We start from the raw sequence: 17870 nt of genomic DNA on the forward strand, positions 1-17870 counted from the left end.
GCGCCCGGTGGAGAGGGAACGGCGGTGAGACGCCACGGCGTTCGCTGTCCTTTCGCTGGGGCACGGGCGCGGGCGCCCGGTGCGTCGGGGCGGGCCCCGGACACGCGCGCCGGGCCGAGGACCCGGCCGCTGTGCCGGAACGCGGGCCGACAGTAGCCGGACGCCGGGGCGCGGACCAACGACCGACGGACGTACGCTTTGGGCGAGTTCGTCCGCCTTCCACCGCCCCCACGCAGGTCACAGCGGGTCCCTGGGGTCAGCACGGGGGCGCGGGATTCCCCCGATCGGGCGGGTGTGGCGCGGCCGGTACGGGACACGACGGAGCCCCGGGAAGCGGATGCTTCCCGGGGCTCCGGTGAACGCCGTTACGGCCTTGCGCGCTTCAGACGCGGACGCCGAACTGGAAGGGCATGTTGCCGATCGCCTCGTAGCGCACGACGGTGCCGGTGCGCGGGGCGTGCAGCACCTGGCCGTTGCCCGCGTAGAGGCCGATGTGGTGCAGGTCGCCGTAGAAGAGCACGAGGTCGCCGACCTGGAGCTGGCTCTGCGAGTAGATGCGCGTCCCGGCGTTCGCCTGCGCCTGCGAGGTGCGGGGCAGCGAGACCCCGGCCTGCCGGTAGGCCCAGGAGGTGAGGCCCGAGCAGTCGTAGGAGCTGGGGCCGGTGGCGCCGAAGACGTACGGCTTGCCGAGCTGCGACTGGGCGGCGGAGAAGGCCGCGCCCGCCATGCCCGAGCCCTTGCCGGGGTTGGCGACGGTGCCGGGGGCCGAGGTGAGCGCGGTGCGCGCGCTGGCGCGGTTGGCGCGGTCCTGCTCCGCCTGCATCGCGGCCTTCTCGGCGGCCGTCATCGAGTTGAGGATGCGCTGCGCCTCGGCGAGCTTGGCCTTGACCTCGCTCTTCTTCTTGCCCAGTTCCTTGCGCGTGTCGGCGAGGTCGGCGAGCTTGTCGGCGGCCTCCTTGCGCTCCTGGGCGAGCTTGCGCTGCTTGGCCTGGATCTGCTTGAGCTGCTGCGTCTGCTGCGCGCTGAGCTGGTCGAGGGCGCCGGCCTGCTGGAGGAAGGAGTCCGGGTCGGCGGAGAGGAAGAGCTGCACGGAGGGGTCGATGCCGCCGGAACGGTACTGGGCGGCGGCGACGGCCCCGAGGGACTGGCGCTGCTCGTTCAGCTCGTCCTGGCCGCGCGCCACCTTGTCCTGGATGGCGTCGACCTCCTTCTCCAGCTTCTTCTGCTTCTCGGTGGCCCCGTTGAGCTTCTCGGTCGCCTGCTCCGCTTCGTCGTAGAGCTTGTCGACCTTCGACTTCACCTCGGACTTGGTGGGCTTGGGATCTGCGTGCGCAGCCTGCGAAGTGAGGGCCACGGCAGCAGCGGCGGTCGCGGTGAGCACGGTCACGCGGGCGCGGCTCGGCTGCTTCGGTCGACGGTGGGACGCCACGAAGGCGAGCTCCTTCTTCCTCCAGCCGCCTACCGATCCACCGGTGGGCGGTGCCCTCTCACCGCCACCCCGGATGGGTGATCAACCGAGCGAGAGTTCGGGCCGACAGTAGTGACCTTCCTGTGATCAGTTCAAATCCTCACCGGTAAAAACCCGCGACTCCGGGGTTTCTTTACCCGTAAGCCACCTGCGGTGACGGAGAACTGACCGAGCGTCGCGCCCCAAGCCCCACGAAGCACACCAGATAACGCGTCGGTCACAGATCATACGAAGCAAGCCGCAACAGCCATACCGGGCACATGTGTTCGCGACCGCCCCCGCGGCATTTCCCAGCCCCTCCGGCTCCGCCCATCACCAGCCCCTCCGGCCCCGCCCCTAACCAGCCCCCTCAGCCCCCATAACCAGCCCCCTCAGCCCCCATAACCAGCCCCCTCAGCCCCCATAACCAGCCCCTCCGGCGATTGAGGAGCGGGGTCCGGGGCGGAGCCCCGAATCGGGGCGCGGGGCGGAGCCCCGAAACCGGGGTCCGGGGCGGAGCCCCGCGAGGTCACCCCCGCGACAACCGCTTCAGCAGCATCACACTCGGCACCGGCCGCGCCCCCGCCTTCGCGATCCCGTCCGCCACTTCCTTGTCCGTGGACACGACGACCACCGGCCGCCCCACCGGCTCCGCCCGCACCAGCTGCCGGATCAGCTCGTCCGCCGTCACCCCGGCCTTGCTGAACAGCACCCGCACCCCGCGCGGCGGCGCGAGCAGTACGGGCGCCGCGAGTTCGGCCCCGTCGAAGACGCACGTCACCTCGGCCCCGCTCTGCGCCGCGAGCTGCGAGAGCCCGCCGAGCAGCCGCAGCCGCTGCTTCTCCAGCGGCATCATCGGATAACCGGTCTTCGTGACGTTGTACCCGTCCACGACGAGGTGCGCCTGCGGCAGCGCGAGCAGTTGGTCGAGGATCGCCGGATCGTCCTCGGCGAGTGCGCGGGCCGCGATGTCCTTGGGGCTGAACTTCGCCGGTTCGCGCGCGTCCACGGTCTCCGCGGGCCGTACGGAGACGGGTGGCAGCGCGAGTTCGCGACGCAGCCCCTGCGCCGCGTCGAGCACCGTGTCGAGCAGCAGCCGCAGCCGCATGTCCTCGACGCTGCGCCCCTCGCGCGTCGCCTTCCGGCTCGCCTCCAGGGCCGCCTCGACCTCGCCGAGCCGCGCCCGCACCCGTCGCGTCTCGCTCTCGGCCGCGCTCAACTGGGCCTGGAGCTCGGCACGCTGGGCCTCGGCCCGCTCCTGCTCCTTGCGCAGCGCGGCCTCGCCGCGCTTGATGTCGCTCTGGGCTGCCCGCAGCTTGCGCCGTACCGCGTCGCTCTCGCGGCGCAGTCCCTCGACCTCGCCGCGCAGCCGCTCGCTGTCCGCCCGCCCGCGCTCGCGCGCCTCGTCGCGCTCCGCGCGCAGCCGGTCCAGTTCTTCCCTGGCCGCCTCGTCCATCCGCTCGGCCCCGGCCCGCTGGGCCTCCTCACCGGCGGCGGCGACGAGTTTGAGCCAGCCCGGGGGCCGCAGCAGGTAGGCGACGGCGGCGACGTCCACGGGGTCGGCGGCGGGCGGCGGGGTGCCCTCGTTCAGCGCCGCGCACAGCTCCGGCTGCGCGGCGCACAGCCGCTCGGCGACCCGGGCGCGGAAGGCGGAGTCGTTCTCGACGGCCGCGGCCATCGCGTTGCCCGCGTACTTGAGCCGCCTGCTCGGCGTGAACCGCGCGTACTGCCGCAGCTGCGCGGGGAGTTCGGCGACGGTGAGGCCGCCGAAACAGGTCGCCACGTACCGCACGACCCGGTGCCGGACACCTTCGGGCAAGGGCCCTTCCAGCACCTCCCCGGCCCGCTCGCCGTCGTGTCCGCGCACCTCGTGCCCCGGGGCCCCGTGGCCGCCGCCCGCCTCGTGCCCCCGTGCCTCGTAGGCGTGCCCGCTCTCGTCGGCCGGCTGCCCCGCGCCCTCGTGGGCGCCGTCCTCGCGGGCGCCGTCCTCGTGACCGTCCCGCTCCGCGCCGTGGGGCGCACCGGCGGGCTCGGCGTTCGCTTCCTCCACCATGTCCTCACCCCACTCGCTCGCGCGGGCCGGCTCTCAGGCGGCCGGCCCCGGCCTGTCCACCAGTTCGATCTGGTCCACCGCGTTGCACCAGCGGCAGCGGACCGAGTCGATCGTCTCACTCACGACGTCGCGCTCCTCGACGTTCGGTTTCCCGGCGAGGTCGAGGTGGACGTACTCGACGACCTTCGACGACCGGCTCACGTCGAACCTGGTGAGGTTGCCGCACAGGGTGCAGCGCCAGCGCGTGGTCTCCGTGGGCAGGGGAACGGTCATCGTCCGCTTCGCTTCCTTCCTCGTACTCGGTAAAGGCTGCTTATGCTGCCCGTAACCCTACGGCCTGTGCACGGGACCGCGCGGCGGGGACGGAGGCCCGGACTAAAGTGGGCCCACCAGGACAGCGAAGGGACCCACAGCCGTGATCACCGCGATCGTGCTCATCAAGACCAGCGTCGACCGAATCCCGGAGATCGCCGAGTCCATCGCCGCGCTGGACAGCGTGAGCGAGGTCTTCTCGGTCACCGGCTCCTACGACCTCATCGCGATGGTCCGCGTCGGCCGCCACGAGGACCTGGCCGAGATCATCCCGAACCGGATCAGCAAGATCCCCGGTGTCGCCGCGACCGACACGCACGTGGCCTTCCGCACGTACTCGCAGCACGACCTGGAGGCGGCCTTCGCGATCGGTCTCGATTCCTGAGCCCGGGTTCGCGCCAGGCGACGTACGAGGGAGGGGCGCCGGTCACGGGACCGGCGCCCCTCCCGTGCGTCCCGCTCAGACCGCGGGCACGCAGCGCCCGCCCTCGGTCCGGTACGTCCAGCGCGCGCCCTGCTCGACCAGTTCGCGCACCGCGCCCAGGAAGCGCTCGACGTGCTCGTCGGGCGTCCCGGCGCCGAAGCTGACCCGCACCGCGTTGAGCGAGCCGCCCTCGGGCGCCCCGCACTCGCCGGGCGCCCCGGCGTCCGCGCCGAGCAGCGTGCGCACCAGCGGGTGGGCGCAGAAGAGCCCGTCGCGGACCCCGATCCCGTACTCGGCCGAGAGCGCCGCCGCGAGGTGCGAGCTGTTCCAGCCGCTCACGACGAAGGAGAGCACGCCGACCCGCTCGGCCTCCGGGCCGAAGAGCCCGAGGACGCGGACGCCCTCGATCGCGGCGAGCCCGTCCCGTACGCGGGCCACGAGCTGCTGCTCGCGCGCGACGAGCGCGTCGAAACCGGCCTCCGTGAGGGCCTTGCAGGCGGAGGCGATCGCGTAGGCGCCGATGACGTTCGGCGAACCCGCCTCGTGGCGCGCGGCGCCCGTGTGCCACTCGACGTCCACGCCGCCGTCCGCGCGCCTGCTCACCGCGCGGCTCGCGCCGCCGCCCGCGAGGTACGGCTCGGCGTCCTCCAGCCAGTCCGCGCGGCCCGCGAGGACCCCGGCGCCGAAGGGCGCGTACAGCTTGTGGCCCGAGAAGGCGACCCAGTCCACGTCCAGTTCGCCGATCGAGACGGGGTGGTGCGGGGCGAGCTGCGCGGCGTCGAGGACGATCCGCGCGCCGTGCGCGTGCGCGACGCGGGCCAGCTCGGCGACGGGCCACAGCTCGCCCGTCACGTTGGACGCCCCCGTGACGCACACGAGCGCGGCGCCCGTGCCGGTCCGCGCCTTCAGCGCGCTCTCCAGCGTCGCGACGGCCTCGGCGGGGCTGCGCGGGGCGTCGAGGTGCGTCACGGCGGCGGTGCGCCAGGGCAGCAGCGAGGCGTGGTGCTCGGTCTCGAAGACGTACACCTCGCACCCCTCGGGCAGCGCGGCGGCGAGGAGGTTGAGCGAGTCGGTCGTGGAGCGCGTGAAGACGAGCTCGTCGTCCGCGCGGCAGCCGAGGAAGGCGGCGACGTCGGCGCGGGCGGTCTCGAACAGCTCGGTGGAGAGCTGCGAGAGGTAACCGGCGCCGCGGTGCACGCTGCCGTAGTACGGGGCGTAGGCGGCGACGTCGTTCCAGACGCGCTCCAGGGCGGGGGCGCTCGCGGCGTAGTCGAGTGCGGCGTACTCGACCTCGCCCCCGGTGACGAGCGGGACGCGCACCTCGCGGCCGAGCACGGGCAGCGGCGCGGCGGGGGTGACGGGGGAAGCGGAGGCGGAGGCGGCGGAAACGGACATGGCGAACTCCCGTACGTGAGACGGAGGGCAGCGGAAGGCGAGCTGCGAAGGCTGGGGGTCCGGGCGCTACGACGTGCCCGGCGACGTGTGACGGCGAAGGGCGCCGCACCCTGACGTGCTGAAGGGTGTGCGCCCTACGACATTCGCTTGCTCACGGAAATCCGCTCCCTCGACGACCAGGACCCCTGGTGCCTGACGCCGCGAAAGGGAGGTGTGCCAACGCCCCTGTCGGGCGCGGAGGGGTCCGCGCTTGCCGCAGACCTCGCTGCCTGCGGCCAGGTCTTCACCCGGGGCACCCCGCCACGGACGGAGGGTTGCCGGACAGCAGGCCGGGGCCGTAGTCGCTGTCACTCATGACCTGCCAGCATCCTGCCACAGGGTCCCGGGCCGGGCCCAGGGGGTTCCACATTGCGAAACGGGGGTGACAGGTCTCCCTGTCACCCCCGGGTATTTAGGCGTTGCTGGCCCGGACCCACCGCTCCAGCGCCGCCTGCGCCGCGCCCGAGTCCAGCGACTCGGCCGCCCGGGCCATGCCCGCGCCGATCCGGTCCGTCAGGGGCTCCCCGCTCGGGTGGAGCGCCGCCAGGGCCGCCGCCGAGTTGAGGAGCACCGCGTCGCGGACCGGCCCGCGCTCGCCCGCGAAGAGACGGCGGGCCACCTCCGCGTTGTGCGAGGCGTCGCCGCCGCGCAGGGCCGAGACCGGGGAGAGGGCGAGGCCGACGTCGCGCGGGTCGAAGCTCTCCTCGCGGACCGTGCCGTCCTGGACGGTCCACACCCGCGAGGTCGCCGCCGTCGTGAGCTCGTCGAGGCCGTCGTCGCCGCGGAAGACGAGCGCGGAGGAGCCGCGCGCGGCGAGCACCCCCGCCATGATCGGCGCCATCCGGGCGTCGGCGACCCCGGTGGCCTGGGCCCGGACCCGCGCCGGGTTGGTGAGCGGGCCGAGGAAGTTGAACGTCGTCCGGATGCCCAGCTCACCGCGCGCCGCCGCGACGTACCGCAGCGCCGGGTGGAACTTCACCGCGAAGCAGAAGGTGATCCCGGCCTCCTCGGCGACCCGCGCGACCCCTTCCGGGCTCAGCTCCAGGTTCACGCCGAGCTTCTCCAGGACGTCGGAGGCCCCGGAGGCGGAGGAGGCGGCGCGGTTGCCGTGCTTGACGACCTTCGCCCCCGTGCCGGCGACGACGACGGCGGACATCGTGGAGATGTTGACCGTCTTGGCCCCGTCCCCGCCCGTCCCGACGATGTCGACGGTCTCGCCCGGCACCTCGACGGTGCGGGCGTGCGCGTACATCGCCTCGACGATGCCGCTGATCTCCTCGACGGTCTCGCCCTTGGCGCGCAGGGCCACGGCGAAGCCGGCGATCTGCGCGTCCGTGGCCTCGCCCCGCATGATGCGGTCCATCGCCCAGGCGGTGTCGGCCGCGGACTGGTCACGGCCGGAGAGGAGTCCGTCGAGTACGGCCGGCCAGGAGCGGGCCGCCGCGGTATCGCCTCCGACGGGGTGCACAGCGCTCATGGCCGCTCCTGGGGTGTGGGTACGGGGCGGGGACGCAGCGCGCCGGCCGCCGTTTCGTCGTCCCCCACCCTATCGGCGGGCGGGCAGCGCGAAGGGCCCCGTCCGCCCACCGGGAAGGTGGGACGGGGCGGGGCCCTCAGGTGGCGTGTCGCGTGACAGTGCGGGGATCAGTGGTGGCCGTGGCCGCTCGTGATCTCCTTGTACTCCTCCTCCGTCGGCTTCGGGATCTGGGTCCCGTCGCCGTAGTAGCCCTTGGAGAGCTTGGAGCGGAGCTTCTCCGCGCCGGAGACCTTGCGCTTGACGCCGTTCTCGTCGGTGGTCTCACCGATCTCGAAGGGCTTGACCTGCTCGTGCGCGGTGAGCGTGTAGCGCTGCTCGGCGCTGAGCGGCTCGTGCACCTCGATGAACTCGCCGTGCGGCAGGCGCTTGATGATGCCGGACTCGCGCCCGTGCAGCACCTTCTCCTTGTCGCGGCGCTGGAGGCCGAGGCAGATGCGCTTCGTGATGATGAACGCGACGACCGGGCCGACGAAGAAGCCGATCCGCACGAACCAGCTGATCGCGTTGAGCGACAGGTGGAAGTGGGTGGCCCACAGGTCGTTGCCACCGCCGACGAGGGTGATGAAGTACATCGTCATCCAGGCGACGCCGAGGCCCGTACGGACCGGGGCGTTGCGCGGGCGGTCCAGGATGTGGTGCTCGCGCTTGTCCCCGGTGACCCAGGACTCGATGAACGGGTAGACCGCCATCGCGCCGAGGACGAGACCGAAGACCACCAGCGGGATGAAGACCCCGAGGACCAGCGTGTGGCCCCACAGGTTGATCTCCCAGCCGGGCATGACACGGATGAGCCCTTCGGCGAAGCCCATGTACCAGTCGGGTTGCGCGCCGGTGGACACCTGGTCGGGCCGGTACGGGCCGATCGCCCAGATCGGGTTGATCGTCGCGATGCCCGCGATGGCCGCGATGACGCCGAAGACGAGGAAGAAGAACCCGCCCGCCTTCGCCATGTACACCGGGAAGATCGGCATGCCGATGACGTTCTTCTCGGTCCGTCCGGGACCCGCGTACTGCGTGTGCTTGTGGTAGAAGACCAGGATCAGGTGGCCCACCAGGAGGCCCAGCATGATGCCGGGCAGCAGCAGGATGTGGATCGAGTAGAACCGGGCGACGAAGTCGCCGCCGGGGAACTCCCCGCCGAACAGGAACATCGAGATGTACGTACCGACGATCGGCACGGACAGGATCGCGCCCTGCGTGAAGCGGACACCGGTGCCGGAGAGCAGGTCGTCCGGGAGCGAGTAACCGGTGAACCCGGTGAACATGCCCAGGGCGAAGAGCAGGAAGCCGAACAGCCAGTTGATCTCGCGGGGCTTGCGGAAGGCGCCCGTGAAGAAGACGCGCATCATGTGCACGAACATGCCGGCGAGGAAGATGAGCGCGGCCCAGTGGTGGATCTGCCGGATGAGCAGACCGCCGCGGACCTCGAAGCTGATCTTCAGCGTGGAGGAGAACGCCTCCGACATGAGCTGACCCTGCATGGGCGCGTAGGGCCCGTGGTACTCCACCTCGTTCATGCTCGGGTGGAAGAACAGCGTCAGGTACACACCCGTGAGGATGATGATGATGAAGCTGTACATGCAGATCTCGCCGAGCATGAAGCTCGGGTGGTCCGGGAAGACCTTCCGCATGTAGGTCTTGGCCAGGCCGTAGACGCCGAGGCGGCCATCGGCCCAGTCGGCGACGCGTTCGCCGGCCGGGGCTTTTCCGCGGTCCGGCGCGTCCGCGCCGGGTGCGTGTGTGGTCTCGGTGCTCATCCGCGCTCCCAGAAGGCAGGACCGACGGGCTCGTCGAAGTCGCCGAGCGCTTCGAGGTAACCCTCGTCGTTCACACCGATCCGCAGCTGCGGCAGCGGGTGACCGGCCGGGCCGAAGATCACTCGGGCGCCGTCGGAGAGGTCGAAGGTGGACTGGTGGCACGGGCAGAGGACGTGGTGCGTCTGCTGCTCGTACAGGCTGATCGGGCAACCGACGTGGGTGCAGATCTTGGAGTACGCGACGATGCCCTGGTGCGACCAGTCCAGCTCGCGCTTGTCCTTGATGTTCTCCGGAGCGATCCGGATGATCATCAGGGCGGCCTTGGCGATCTGGTTCTGGAAGTCGTGGTCCGTCTCCTCCAGGCCCTCGGGCTTGGCGAACGTCAGCGAACCGGTGATGACGTCCTCGGGACGCAGCGGCTCGTTGGTGTTCATGTTGACGATGACCGAGCCCTTTTTCCACTTCGTGGAGCGGAGCTTCTTCTCGGGCAGCGGGCCGAGGTCGCGCAGCAGCACGACGCCGGAGAGCGGTACGAGGGCGAGCGCGCCGAACATCGAGTTGCGGATCAGCTTGCGCCGTCCGAAGGCGGACTCCTTGGCGCCCTGCTTGAAGTCCGCGAGGACCTTCGCCTTGGTGTCGGCCGAAGCCTCGATCTCGTGCCGCTCGTCGACCAGCTCGACGTCCGACATCAGGGTGCGCGCCCAGTGGACTGCGCCCGCGCCGATGCAGAACAGCGCGAGACCCAGGGTCAGGCCGAGCGAGAAGTTCAGCGCGCTGACGTGCCCGAAGGGCCAGATGTAGACGATCTTGCGGGGCTTGAAGATCACGTACGAGGCGATGAAGCCGGCCGTCGCGAGCATCGACAGGGTGAAGAGGAAGGCGACCACGCGCTCGCTGCGCTTGGCGGCCCGCTCGTCCAGGTCCTGGATGCGGTGCTCGTGGGGCGGCAGCCCCGGGTCGGCGAAGGGGTTCTTCGCCAGCTCGGCCGAGTGCTCCTCGGCGCCCTGCCCGGCGGGCAGGTTCTCTTCGGGATTGTCTTGGCTGCTCATGACTTCTTGGCCTTTGCGGTCCGGACGGCGACCCACGTGGCGACGGCGATCATCGCACCGAGCCCGAAGACCCAGGCGAAGAGACCCTCACTGACGGGACCGAGACCTCCGAGGCTGAGGCCACCGGGGTTGGTGGCCTTGTCCCCGTTGATGTCACGCACGTAAGCGATGATCTGCTTCTTCTGCTTCTCCGGCATCGTGGTGTCGGGGAAGGAGGGCATGTTCTGCGGGCCGGTCTGCATGGCCTCGTAGAGGTGCTTCGGGTCGACGCCCTCGAGCGAGGGAGCGAACTTGCCGTGCGTCAGCGCGCCGCCCTCACCGGTGAAGTTGTGACACTGCGCGCAGTTGGTACGGAAGAGCTCGCCGCCCTTGGCGCTGTCCGACCCGGCGGGGTCGTACTGGTTCTTGGTCGGCACCTCGGGACCGGCGCCGAGCGAGGCGACGTAGCTCGCGAGCTGGTCGATCTCGCTCTCGGAGTAGATGGCCTTCTTGCGGGGCGCCTGGGCGCCCTGCTGCTGGAGCGGCATGCGGCCGGTGCCGACCTGGAAGTCGACGGCCGCGGCGCCCACGCCGACGAGGCTCGGGCCGTCGCTGCTGCCCTGTCCACCGGTTCCGTGGCAACTGGCGCAGCCGACGTCGTAGAGCTTCTTGCCCTCGTCGATCTTCAGGGACTGGGCTGTTTCCTCAGCCTGTGCCTTGTCCGCAGGCGCGAACGCGGCGTACAGCCCCCCGGTGGCCGCCAGCGCGAGGAGTAGGACGACGACCGCCGCCAGCGGATGGCGTCGTCGTACGGAGAGCTTTTTCACGGATTACCCCGGTGTCAGGATCTTCTGCGTCGGTGCTACTGGATGTGGGCTTCTCGCCCGGATTACTTGATCAGGTAGATCGTGGCGAAGAGGCCGATCCAGACAACATCGACGAAGTGCCAGTAGTAGGACACGACGATGGCCGCAGTGGCCTGGTGATGTGTGAACCTCTTGGCCGCGTACGTCCGGCCCAGGACCAGGAGGAAGGCGATGAGGCCGCCCGTCACGTGCAGTCCGTGGAATCCGGTCGTGAGGTAGAAGACGGAACCGTAGGGGTCGGAGGAGAGCGAAAGGCCCTCTTCCTTGACCAGGCTCGTGTATTCGAAGATCTGACCTCCGATGAAGATCGCACCCATCACGAAGGTGATCGAGAACCACGTGCGGAGCTTCTTCACATCACCGCGCTCAGCGGCGAAGACGCCGAGCTGGCACGTGAGGGAGGAGGCCACCAGGATGGCGGTGTTGGTACCCGAGAACGGAACGTTCAGGGCATCCGCCATTTCCTTCCAGTGATCCGGTCCGGTCACCGATCGCAGGGTGAAGTACATCGCGAAGAGGGCCGCGAAGAACATCAGCTCGGAACTCAGCCAGATGATGGTTCCGACGCTGGTGAGGTTCGGCCTGTTGACCGACGGGTGCGCGGGCCCGGTTTCTACTGTCGTTGCTGTCGCCACGACCGACATTATGTCGGTCGCTTATCCCGCCCTCACTCCCGGGGGTGCCGTTCGGTGTGTCCGCCCTCTGTGCCGGGCCCGAACGGCCCATCGTTGAGCTGTTCGCAGCGGTGTTGACGGGCAGTCGGACGGAGTAGCATCCGGCCCACCGGGGACCCGGTCACACCCGAGGCCAGGAGGAGAAATGCAGCCGATCGCTACCGTGCTGATCTACAGCGACAACGCCGAAACCCGCACCCAGGTACGGCTCGCCACCGGTCGCAGGCCCGCCCCCGACGCGCCCGAGGTGCAGTTCGTGGAGTGCGCGACGCTCCCGGCCGTACTGAAGGAACTGGAGCGCGGCGGCATCGACGTGTGCGTCCTGGACGGCGAGACGGCTCCCGCGGGGGGTATGGGCGTCTGCCGCCAGATCAAGGACGAGATCTTCCGCTGCCCCCCGGTCCTGCTCCTGATGGGCCGCCCGCAGGACGCCTGGCTCGCCACCTGGAGCCGCGCCGAGGCCGCCGTCACCCTTCCGGTGGACCCGGTGGAGTTCGCGGGAGCGCTGGCGGGTCTGCTGGGGAAGAACAGCCTCTCCGGCGTGTGAGGAGCGGGGCGCGGGGCGGAGCCCCGCGAACCCCCGCAGAAGGCCCTCCCCGCACCACACGGGCGCGGGGAGGGCCACGGGGATTTCACTCCCCCGGGTGATTACAGCTGCGGCCGCAGCCGCGCCTGCTCCACCCCGCCGGGAGCCGTGTTGTGCCCGCTCCCGGTCACCGCGCTGCCTTCCTCCCACTTGGCCCAGCTCAGGTTCCAGTCCCCGAACCCGTTCCCGAACGGGGCCATGTCCTCGCCCTCGCTGTTGACGACCCGCACGATGTCCCCCTCGCGCACGGTGTCGAAGAACCAGTGCGCGTTCCCCGTGCTCATCCCCACGCACCCGTGGCTCGTGTTCGCGGAGCCCTGGGAGCCGACCGACCACGGCGCGGCGTGCACGTATTCACCGCTCCAGGTCACCCGGGTGGCCCAGTAGACGGGCAGGTCGTAGGAGTCCGAGCTGCCCGCGGCGATGCCGACGCTGCCGCTGCGCATCCGGACGAAGGACTCCTTGCCCAGGATCACCTTGATCCCGTTGCGGGTCGAGAAGCCCGGCTTGCCGGTGGTCACCGGCAAGGTTTTTATCTCCTCGCCGTTCTTGCGCACCGTCATGTGGTGGCTGCCGGAGTCGACGAGCGCCTCGACGCGGTCGCCGAAGGTGAGGGAGAGCGGCTTCGCGTCCGCGCCGCGCAGGGTGTCGGTGACCTTCACGCCGTTGAGGTTCGCGCTCACGTCCACCGTGGAGTGCGCGGGCCAGTAGGTACGCGGCCGGTAGTGGAGTTCCTTGGAGTCCACCCAGTACCAGGCGCCCTCGACGTTCTCGGAGGAGCGGACCTTGAGGGAGCGTTCGACGACGGCGCGGGCCGCCTTGTCCTTGACCGGGGCGCTCAGCTCGGCGGTGATCGGCTGCCCGACCCCGTAGGTGCCGGCCTTGGGGCCGAAGGTCACCTTGAGGCGGTTCTTGCCGGCGTCGGCGGTGTGGAAGCGGAGGGTCTTGAGGCCGGGCGCGCCGTCACGGTTCTCGGTGGCGACGCGCACCGTGTAGTCGGCGGCGGCGGCGAGGGGTCCTGTCGAGTGCCAGCGGGTTCCGTCGGCGGAGAGGGCGCCCGCGACCTGGCGGCCGAGGCCGTCGGTGGCGGTGACGTCGGTGATCCGGCTGTCCTTGTCCTTGCTGGTCACCTCCAGCGGCTTGTCCGGGTCGACGCGTTCGGCGCCCGCCGTGTTGAAGGTGACGTGCCCCGCAGCGTCGTACGGCCGGGCGGTCAACGAGTTTCCACGGGCGTCGCCGCCGCAGGCCGAGAGGCCGGCTCCAAGAGCGGCCACCAGCACAGTGCAGCTCAGTACCGTACGGGTTCGCGGTGTGTGGCTCATGGCCTCAACGTACGAAGCCGACGCCCGTTCAGCGCGGTCGGCTGAGCTGTTCGGGTGGCCCCGGACGGCGCGAAAAGAGGGGCCCGGACACACCGTGCGGTGTGTCCGGGCCCCTCCTGACGCGGCTTGTGCTACTGGTTCTGGTTTTCTCCGCGGTAGTACTCGAAGACCCAGCCGAGCAGGCCGATCAGGACGATCGGGGCCGAGAAGTAGAGCAGCCACCAGCCGACGGCCACGGAGAGGAAGGCCAGCGCGCCGCCGACGCCGAGGGCGAGCGGCTGCCAGCTGTGCGGGCTGAAGAAGCCCACCTCGCCGGCGTCGTCCGCGACGTCGGCCTCCTTGTTGTCCTGCGCGCCCGCATCGATCCGCCGGGCGGTGAACGCCAGGTAGTAACCGATCATGATGCAGAGCCCGAAGGCGAGGAAGAGTGCCGTGGTACCGGCCGGCTCCTTCGACCACACGCCATAGACGACCGCCATGGCGAGGACGAAGACGCTCAGCCAGATGAACATCTTGCCCTGGACCTTCACCGTCCGGCCTCCTTGCCGCCGACGAGCGCGGTGTCGCGCTGGTCGCCGTTCTCCAGCTGGTCGAGGGCCGCGATCTCCGGGTGGTGGAGGTCGAAGGCCGGGGATTCACTGCGGATACGGGGCAGCGAGGTGAAGTTGTGGCGCGGCGGCGGGCAGGACGTGGCCCACTCCAGGGAGCGGCCGAAGCCCCACGGGTCGTCCACCTCGATCTTCTTGCCGTACTTGGCGGTCTTCCAGACGTTGTAGAAGAACGGCAGGATCGACAGGCCGAGCAGGAAGGAGCTGATGGTCGAGACCGTGTTCAGCGCGGTGAAGCCGTCGGCCGCCAGGTAGTCGGCGTAGCGGCGCGGCATGCCCTCGGCGCCCAGCCAGTGCTGGACGAGGAAGGTGCCGTGGAAGCCGACGAAGAGGGTCCAGAAGGTGATCTTCCCGAGCCGCTCGTCGAGCATCTTGCCGGTGAACTTCGGCCACCAGAAGTGGAATCCGGCGAACATCGCGAAGACGACGGTACCGAAGATCACGTAGTGGAAGTGCGCCACGACGAAGTACGAGTCCGAGACGTGGAAGTCCAGCGGCGGGGCCGCGAGGATGACGCCGGTGAGACCGCCGAAGAGGAAGGTGATCAGGAAGCCGATCGACCAGAGCATCGGTGTCTCGAAGGACAAGGAGCCCTTCCACATCGTTCCGACCCAGTTGAAGAACTTCACGCCTGTTGGCACGGCGATCAGGAACGTCATGAAGGAGAAGAACGGGAGGAGTACCCCGCCGGTCACGTACATGTGGTGCGCCCAGACCGTCACCGAGAGACCGGCGATGGCGATGGTCGCGCCGATGAGGCCCACGTAGCCGAAGATCGGCTTGCGCGCGAAGACCGGAATGACCTCGGAAATGATGCCGAAGAATGGCAGCGCGATGATGTACACCTCTGGATGTCCGAAGAACCAGAAGAGGTGTTGCCAGAGCAATGCCCCGCCATTTGACGCGTCGAATACGTGCGCCCCGAATTTTCGGTCCGCTTCGAGTGCGAAGAGCGCCGCGGCGAGCACCGGGAAGGCGAGCAGCACCAGGACACCGGTGAGCAGCACGTTCCAGGTGAAGATCGGCATGCGGAACATCGTCATGCCGGGTGCGCGCATGCAGATGATCGTGGTGATGAAGTTGACCGAGCCGAGGATCGTGCCGAAGCCGGAGAGGGCCAGGCCGAGAATCCACATGTCGGCGCCGACGCCCGGGGAGCGGACCGCGTCCGAGAGCGGCGAGTAGGCGAACCACCCGAAGTCGGCCGCACCCTGCGGGGTGACGAAGCCGCCCACCGCGATGACCGAGCCGAAGAGGTACAGCCAGTACGCGAACATGTTCAGCCGCGGGAAGGCCACATCGGGGGAACCGATCTGGAGCGGCATGATCCAGTTGGCGAAACCGGAGAACAGCGGCGTCGCGAACATCAGCAGCATGATCGTGCCGTGCATCGTGAACGCCTGGTTGAACTGCTCGTTCGAGATCAGCTGCGTACCGGGCCTGGCGAGCTCGGCGCGCATGATGAGCGCGAGCACACCGCCGATGCAGAAGAAGATGAACGACGTGATCAGGTAGAGCGAGCCGATCGTCTTGTGGTCGGTGGAGGTCAGCCACTTGACCACGACGTTTCCGGGCGCGCGGCGGCGGACGGGGGGCTCGGAGACGAGCGTCCCTTCCGCGGTCGCGACCCGCTGAGGGTCGTTGTCGATACTCACAGGTTCTTCGTCTCCCGGTTCTTCTCGTGGCCCGACTGCTCGATACCGGCCGGGATGTAACCGGTCTGGCCGTCCTTCGCGAGCTGCTTGAGGTGGGCCTCGTAGCGCTCGGGGGAGACGACCTTGACGTTGAAGAGCATCCGGGAGTGGTCGACGCCGCAGAGTTCGGCGCACTTGCCCAGGAAGGTGCCCTCCTTGTTGGGGGTCACCTCGAAGGCGTTGGTGTGACCCGGGATGACGTCCTGCTTCATGAGGAAGGGGACCACCCAGAACGAGTGGATGACGTCACGCGAGGTCAGGACGAAACGGACCTTCTCGCCCTTGGGGAGCCACAGGGTCGGACCCGGGTTCCCGGTCTGGGGGTTCCGGTCGGCGGGGGTGCCGGCGATGTAGACGCCTTCGGCGCCCTTGGGGAAGTCCTCGGCGAAACGGTCCGGAATCGCCTTCAGTTCCTTGGACTTCGCGGCATCGCCGGTGGAGTCGTTCCCGTCGACGTTCTCGATGTAGTTGAAGCCCCAGCTCCACTGGTAGCCGACCACGTTCACCGTGTGGGCCGGCTTGTCCGAGACGTCCATGAGCTTCGACTCGTCGCGGGCGACGAAGTAGAAGAGGACGGAGACGATCAGCAGAGGTACAACCGTGTACAACGTCTCAAGAGGCATGTTGTACCGGGTCTGCCGGGGGACCTCGATCTTGTGGCGGCTGCGCCTGTGGAAGAACGCGCTCCACAGGATCAGCCCCCAGACGAGGACACCCACGGCGAGGGCCGCCGCCCAGGAGCCCTGCCACAGCGAAAGGATGCGCGGCGCCTCCTCCGTGGTGGGGGTGGGCATACCCAGGCGGGGGAAGTCCTTGTATGAGCAACCTGTAGCGGTTACCAGGATCAGGCCCGCAGTCAGCACCTGCGGCAGCTTCCGCCGCATCGGGCGCCGCGACGAGCGGTCGGAGCCGTTGGGACTCACGTAGCGCCTTCCCGAGAGTCTCGCCCGCACCGAGGCGTACGCGGCCTTCACGCTGGTCGGTCGCCGTGCCCCCGCGGCGGGCAGGGTTTGGATGTTTATGCGGACCAAACCCTACTGGACTCAATTTGGGGTCGCGCGGGGAGGGTCCCCAACGCGCCGCAGCACTCCCCGAAGGGGTGGAATCGCCCCTCGCGCAGGCCAACTGACGCCCCTTCTCCCGACCGGGTCCGGCGTGTCGCACGGGGGTGCGGGAGAGAGCCCCGGAAAGAAGGAGCACGGCGCCGGGCGTGTCGCACGGATGGTCGGGGACGCGGGACGGCGGGGCGGTGTGGTTGTCGTACGGGGACCGGGGCGGCACGCGGGTACGGGGTGGGGCGGCACCCTCGCGCGGGTAGGGGGCGGGGCGGGGGCCGGGGCGTGTGCAGGCCAGCGATAGCGTGATGGCGTGCCCTACTTCGACGTGGCCTCCGCCGCTCCGCTGCATCCGGTCGCCCGGCAGGCGCTGCTCGCCGCGCTCGATGAGGGCTGGGCCGATCCGGCCCGGCTCTACCGCGAGGGCCGGCGGGCCCGGCTGCTCCTGGACGCGGCCCGCGAGGCCGCCGCCGAGGCGGTGGGCTGCCGCCCGGACGAACTCGTCTTCACCCCCTCGGGCACCCACGCGGTGCACGCCGGGCTCGCCGGGGCGCTCGCGGGCCGGCGGCGCGTGGGCACGCACCTCGTGGTCTCGGCGGTCGAGCACTCCTCCGTCCTGCACGCGGCCGAGGCGCACACACGTGCGGGTGGTGAGGTGACGGAGGTCGGCGTGTCCCGTACGGGCGCCGTCGAGCGGGGCGCGTACGCGGCGGCGCTGCGTCCCGGCACCGCGCTCGCCGCGCTCCAGTCGGCGAACCACGAGGTGGGGACGGTGCAGCCGGTCGCGGACGTGGCCGAGGAGTGCCGCGCCGCCGGGGTGCCGCTGTTCGTGGACGCGGCGCAGTCGCTGTTGTGGGGGCCGGTGGAGGGCGACTGGTCGCTGCTCGCGGCGAGCGCGCACAAGTGGGGCGGTCCAGCGGGGGTCGGGCTGCTCGTCGTGCGCAAGGGCACGCGCTTCGCGCCCGCCGGGCCCGCCGACGAGAGGGAGAACGGCCGGTCCCCGGGCTTCGAGAACCTGCCCGCGATCGTCGCCGCGGCGGCCTCGCTGCGCGCGGCGCGCGCCGAGGCGGTGG

General features: G+C 70.2%; 16 protein-coding genes and 1 riboswitch. Of the genes, 3 read left to right on the plus strand and 13 right to left on the minus strand.

All coding sequences use genetic code 11. The annotated features are described in order from the left end of the window. Positions 1-382: 382 nt before the first annotated feature. From G3I42_RS20575 to G3I42_RS20585, 3 genes are all read right to left on the minus strand, one after another. The gene (locus G3I42_RS20575) at positions 383-1429 is read right to left on the minus strand and encodes an NlpC/P60 family protein (RefSeq protein WP_343244608.1); all 1047 of its coding nucleotides are present in this window, start codon (positions 1427-1429) and stop codon (positions 383-385) included. Between the two features lie 547 nt (positions 1430-1976). Next, positions 1977-3500 (minus strand): NYN domain-containing protein, encoded by a 1524-nt coding sequence (locus tag G3I42_RS20580; protein ID WP_239096580.1) that lies wholly within the window; start codon positions 3498-3500, stop codon positions 1977-1979. A 33-nt stretch (positions 3501-3533) separates the two neighbouring features. After that, positions 3534-3773, minus strand: a complete 240-nt coding sequence (locus G3I42_RS20585) for a hypothetical protein (RefSeq protein ID WP_164287997.1) — start codon at positions 3771-3773, stop codon at positions 3534-3536. Between the two features lie 142 nt (positions 3774-3915). Here G3I42_RS20585 and G3I42_RS20590 point away from each other — a divergent pair, with 142 nt between their 5' ends. Then, positions 3916-4197, plus strand: coding sequence for an Lrp/AsnC ligand binding domain-containing protein (locus G3I42_RS20590; RefSeq protein ID WP_007828132.1), 282 nt, complete (start codon positions 3916-3918; stop codon positions 4195-4197). Positions 4198-4272: 75 nt separating this feature from the next. On the opposite strand, the gene G3I42_RS20595 is transcribed toward G3I42_RS20590, so the two are convergent. From G3I42_RS20595 to G3I42_RS20620, 6 genes are all read right to left on the minus strand, one after another. Continuing rightward, positions 4273-5631, minus strand: a complete 1359-nt coding sequence (locus G3I42_RS20595) for an aminotransferase class V-fold PLP-dependent enzyme (RefSeq protein ID WP_164287999.1) — start codon at positions 5629-5631, stop codon at positions 4273-4275. A gap of 241 nt (positions 5632-5872) precedes the next feature. After that, positions 5873-5990: riboswitch (SAM riboswitch) on the minus strand. 92 nt (positions 5991-6082) lie between these two features. Then, positions 6083-7147 (minus strand): anthranilate phosphoribosyltransferase, encoded by a 1065-nt coding sequence (gene trpD, locus G3I42_RS20600; protein WP_164288001.1) that lies wholly within the window; start codon positions 7145-7147, stop codon positions 6083-6085. 167 nt (positions 7148-7314) lie between these two features. Next, positions 7315-8964 carry a cytochrome bc complex cytochrome b subunit gene (locus G3I42_RS20605; protein WP_164288003.1) on the minus strand — a complete coding sequence of 550 codons (1650 nt, stop codon included), beginning with the start codon at positions 8962-8964 and terminating at the stop codon, positions 7315-7317. Continuing rightward, on the minus strand, positions 8961-10013 hold the full coding sequence (locus tag G3I42_RS20610; RefSeq protein WP_164288005.1) for a Rieske 2Fe-2S domain-containing protein: 1053 nt from the start codon (positions 10011-10013) through the stop codon (positions 8961-8963). The genes G3I42_RS20605 and G3I42_RS20610 overlap by 4 nt, the downstream gene beginning before the upstream one ends. Continuing rightward, positions 10010-10819, minus strand: a complete 810-nt coding sequence (locus G3I42_RS20615) for a c-type cytochrome (protein WP_164288007.1) — start codon at positions 10817-10819, stop codon at positions 10010-10012. Before G3I42_RS20615 ends, G3I42_RS20610 begins: the two co-directional genes overlap by 4 nt. Positions 10820-10881: 62 nt before the next feature. Beyond that, entirely contained in the window at positions 10882-11502 is a 621-nt protein-coding gene (locus G3I42_RS20620; RefSeq protein ID WP_164288009.1) for a heme-copper oxidase subunit III, read from the minus strand. Between the two features lie 175 nt (positions 11503-11677). Here G3I42_RS20620 and G3I42_RS20625 point away from each other — a divergent pair, with 175 nt between their 5' ends. After that, on the plus strand, positions 11678-12079 hold the full coding sequence (locus G3I42_RS20625; protein WP_164288011.1) for a hypothetical protein: 402 nt from the start codon (positions 11678-11680) through the stop codon (positions 12077-12079). Between the two features lie 101 nt (positions 12080-12180). Here the strand turns inward: G3I42_RS20625 and G3I42_RS20630 are convergent, their stop codons facing one another. The 4 genes from G3I42_RS20630 to coxB form a co-directional block, all read right to left on the minus strand. Further along, positions 12181-13440, minus strand: a complete 1260-nt coding sequence (locus tag G3I42_RS20630; protein WP_164288013.1) for an Ig-like domain-containing protein — start codon at positions 13438-13440, stop codon at positions 12181-12183. Positions 13441-13571: 131 nt separating this feature from the next. Then, positions 13572-13970 (minus strand): cytochrome c oxidase subunit 4, encoded by a 399-nt coding sequence (locus G3I42_RS20635; RefSeq protein ID WP_164288015.1) that lies wholly within the window; start codon positions 13968-13970, stop codon positions 13572-13574. Continuing rightward, positions 13967-15703 (minus strand): cytochrome c oxidase subunit I, encoded by a 1737-nt coding sequence (gene ctaD, locus G3I42_RS20640; RefSeq protein WP_164288017.1) that lies wholly within the window; start codon positions 15701-15703, stop codon positions 13967-13969. The genes G3I42_RS20635 and ctaD overlap by 4 nt, the downstream gene beginning before the upstream one ends. Then, the gene (coxB, locus tag G3I42_RS20645) at positions 15700-16665 is read right to left on the minus strand and encodes a cytochrome c oxidase subunit II (protein ID WP_164288019.1); all 966 of its coding nucleotides are present in this window, start codon (positions 16663-16665) and stop codon (positions 15700-15702) included. Before coxB ends, ctaD begins: the two co-directional genes overlap by 4 nt. Positions 16666-17110: 445 nt before the next feature. Between coxB and G3I42_RS20650 the strand changes: the two genes are divergently transcribed. Then, positions 17111-17870: aminotransferase class V-fold PLP-dependent enzyme (locus G3I42_RS20650; protein ID WP_164288021.1), on the plus strand; the 760-nt coding region annotated here is incomplete at its 3' end.

Origin of the sequence: Streptomyces sp. SID11385, from assembly GCF_010548245.1 — a bacterium.
Classification (GTDB): domain Bacteria; phylum Actinomycetota; class Actinomycetes; order Streptomycetales; family Streptomycetaceae; genus Streptomyces.

Bases quoted from the DNA above. Each gene is read 5' to 3' on its own strand.
- G3I42_RS20580 (WP_239096580.1), bottom strand. From the start codon at position 3,500: ATGGTGGAGGAAGCGAACGCCGAGCCCGCCGGTGCGCCCCACGGCGCG.
- G3I42_RS20585 (WP_164287997.1), bottom strand. From the start codon at position 3,773: ATGACCGTTCCCCTGCCCACGGAGACCACGCGCTGGCGCTGCACCCTG.
- G3I42_RS20595 (WP_164287999.1), bottom strand. From the start codon at position 5,631: ATGTCCGTTTCCGCCGCCTCCGCCTCCGCTTCCCCCGTCACCCCCGCC.
- trpD (WP_164288001.1), bottom strand. From the start codon at position 7,147: ATGAGCGCTGTGCACCCCGTCGGAGGCGATACCGCGGCGGCCCGCTCC.
- G3I42_RS20605 (WP_164288003.1), bottom strand. From the start codon at position 8,964: ATGAGCACCGAGACCACACACGCACCCGGCGCGGACGCGCCGGACCGC.
- G3I42_RS20610 (WP_164288005.1), bottom strand. From the start codon at position 10,013: ATGAGCAGCCAAGACAATCCCGAAGAGAACCTGCCCGCCGGGCAGGGC.
- G3I42_RS20620 (WP_164288009.1), bottom strand. From the start codon at position 11,502: ATGTCGGTCGTGGCGACAGCAACGACAGTAGAAACCGGGCCCGCGCAC.
- G3I42_RS20625 (WP_164288011.1), top strand. From the start codon at position 11,678: ATGCAGCCGATCGCTACCGTGCTGATCTACAGCGACAACGCCGAAACC.
- G3I42_RS20630 (WP_164288013.1), bottom strand. From the start codon at position 13,440: ATGAGCCACACACCGCGAACCCGTACGGTACTGAGCTGCACTGTGCTG.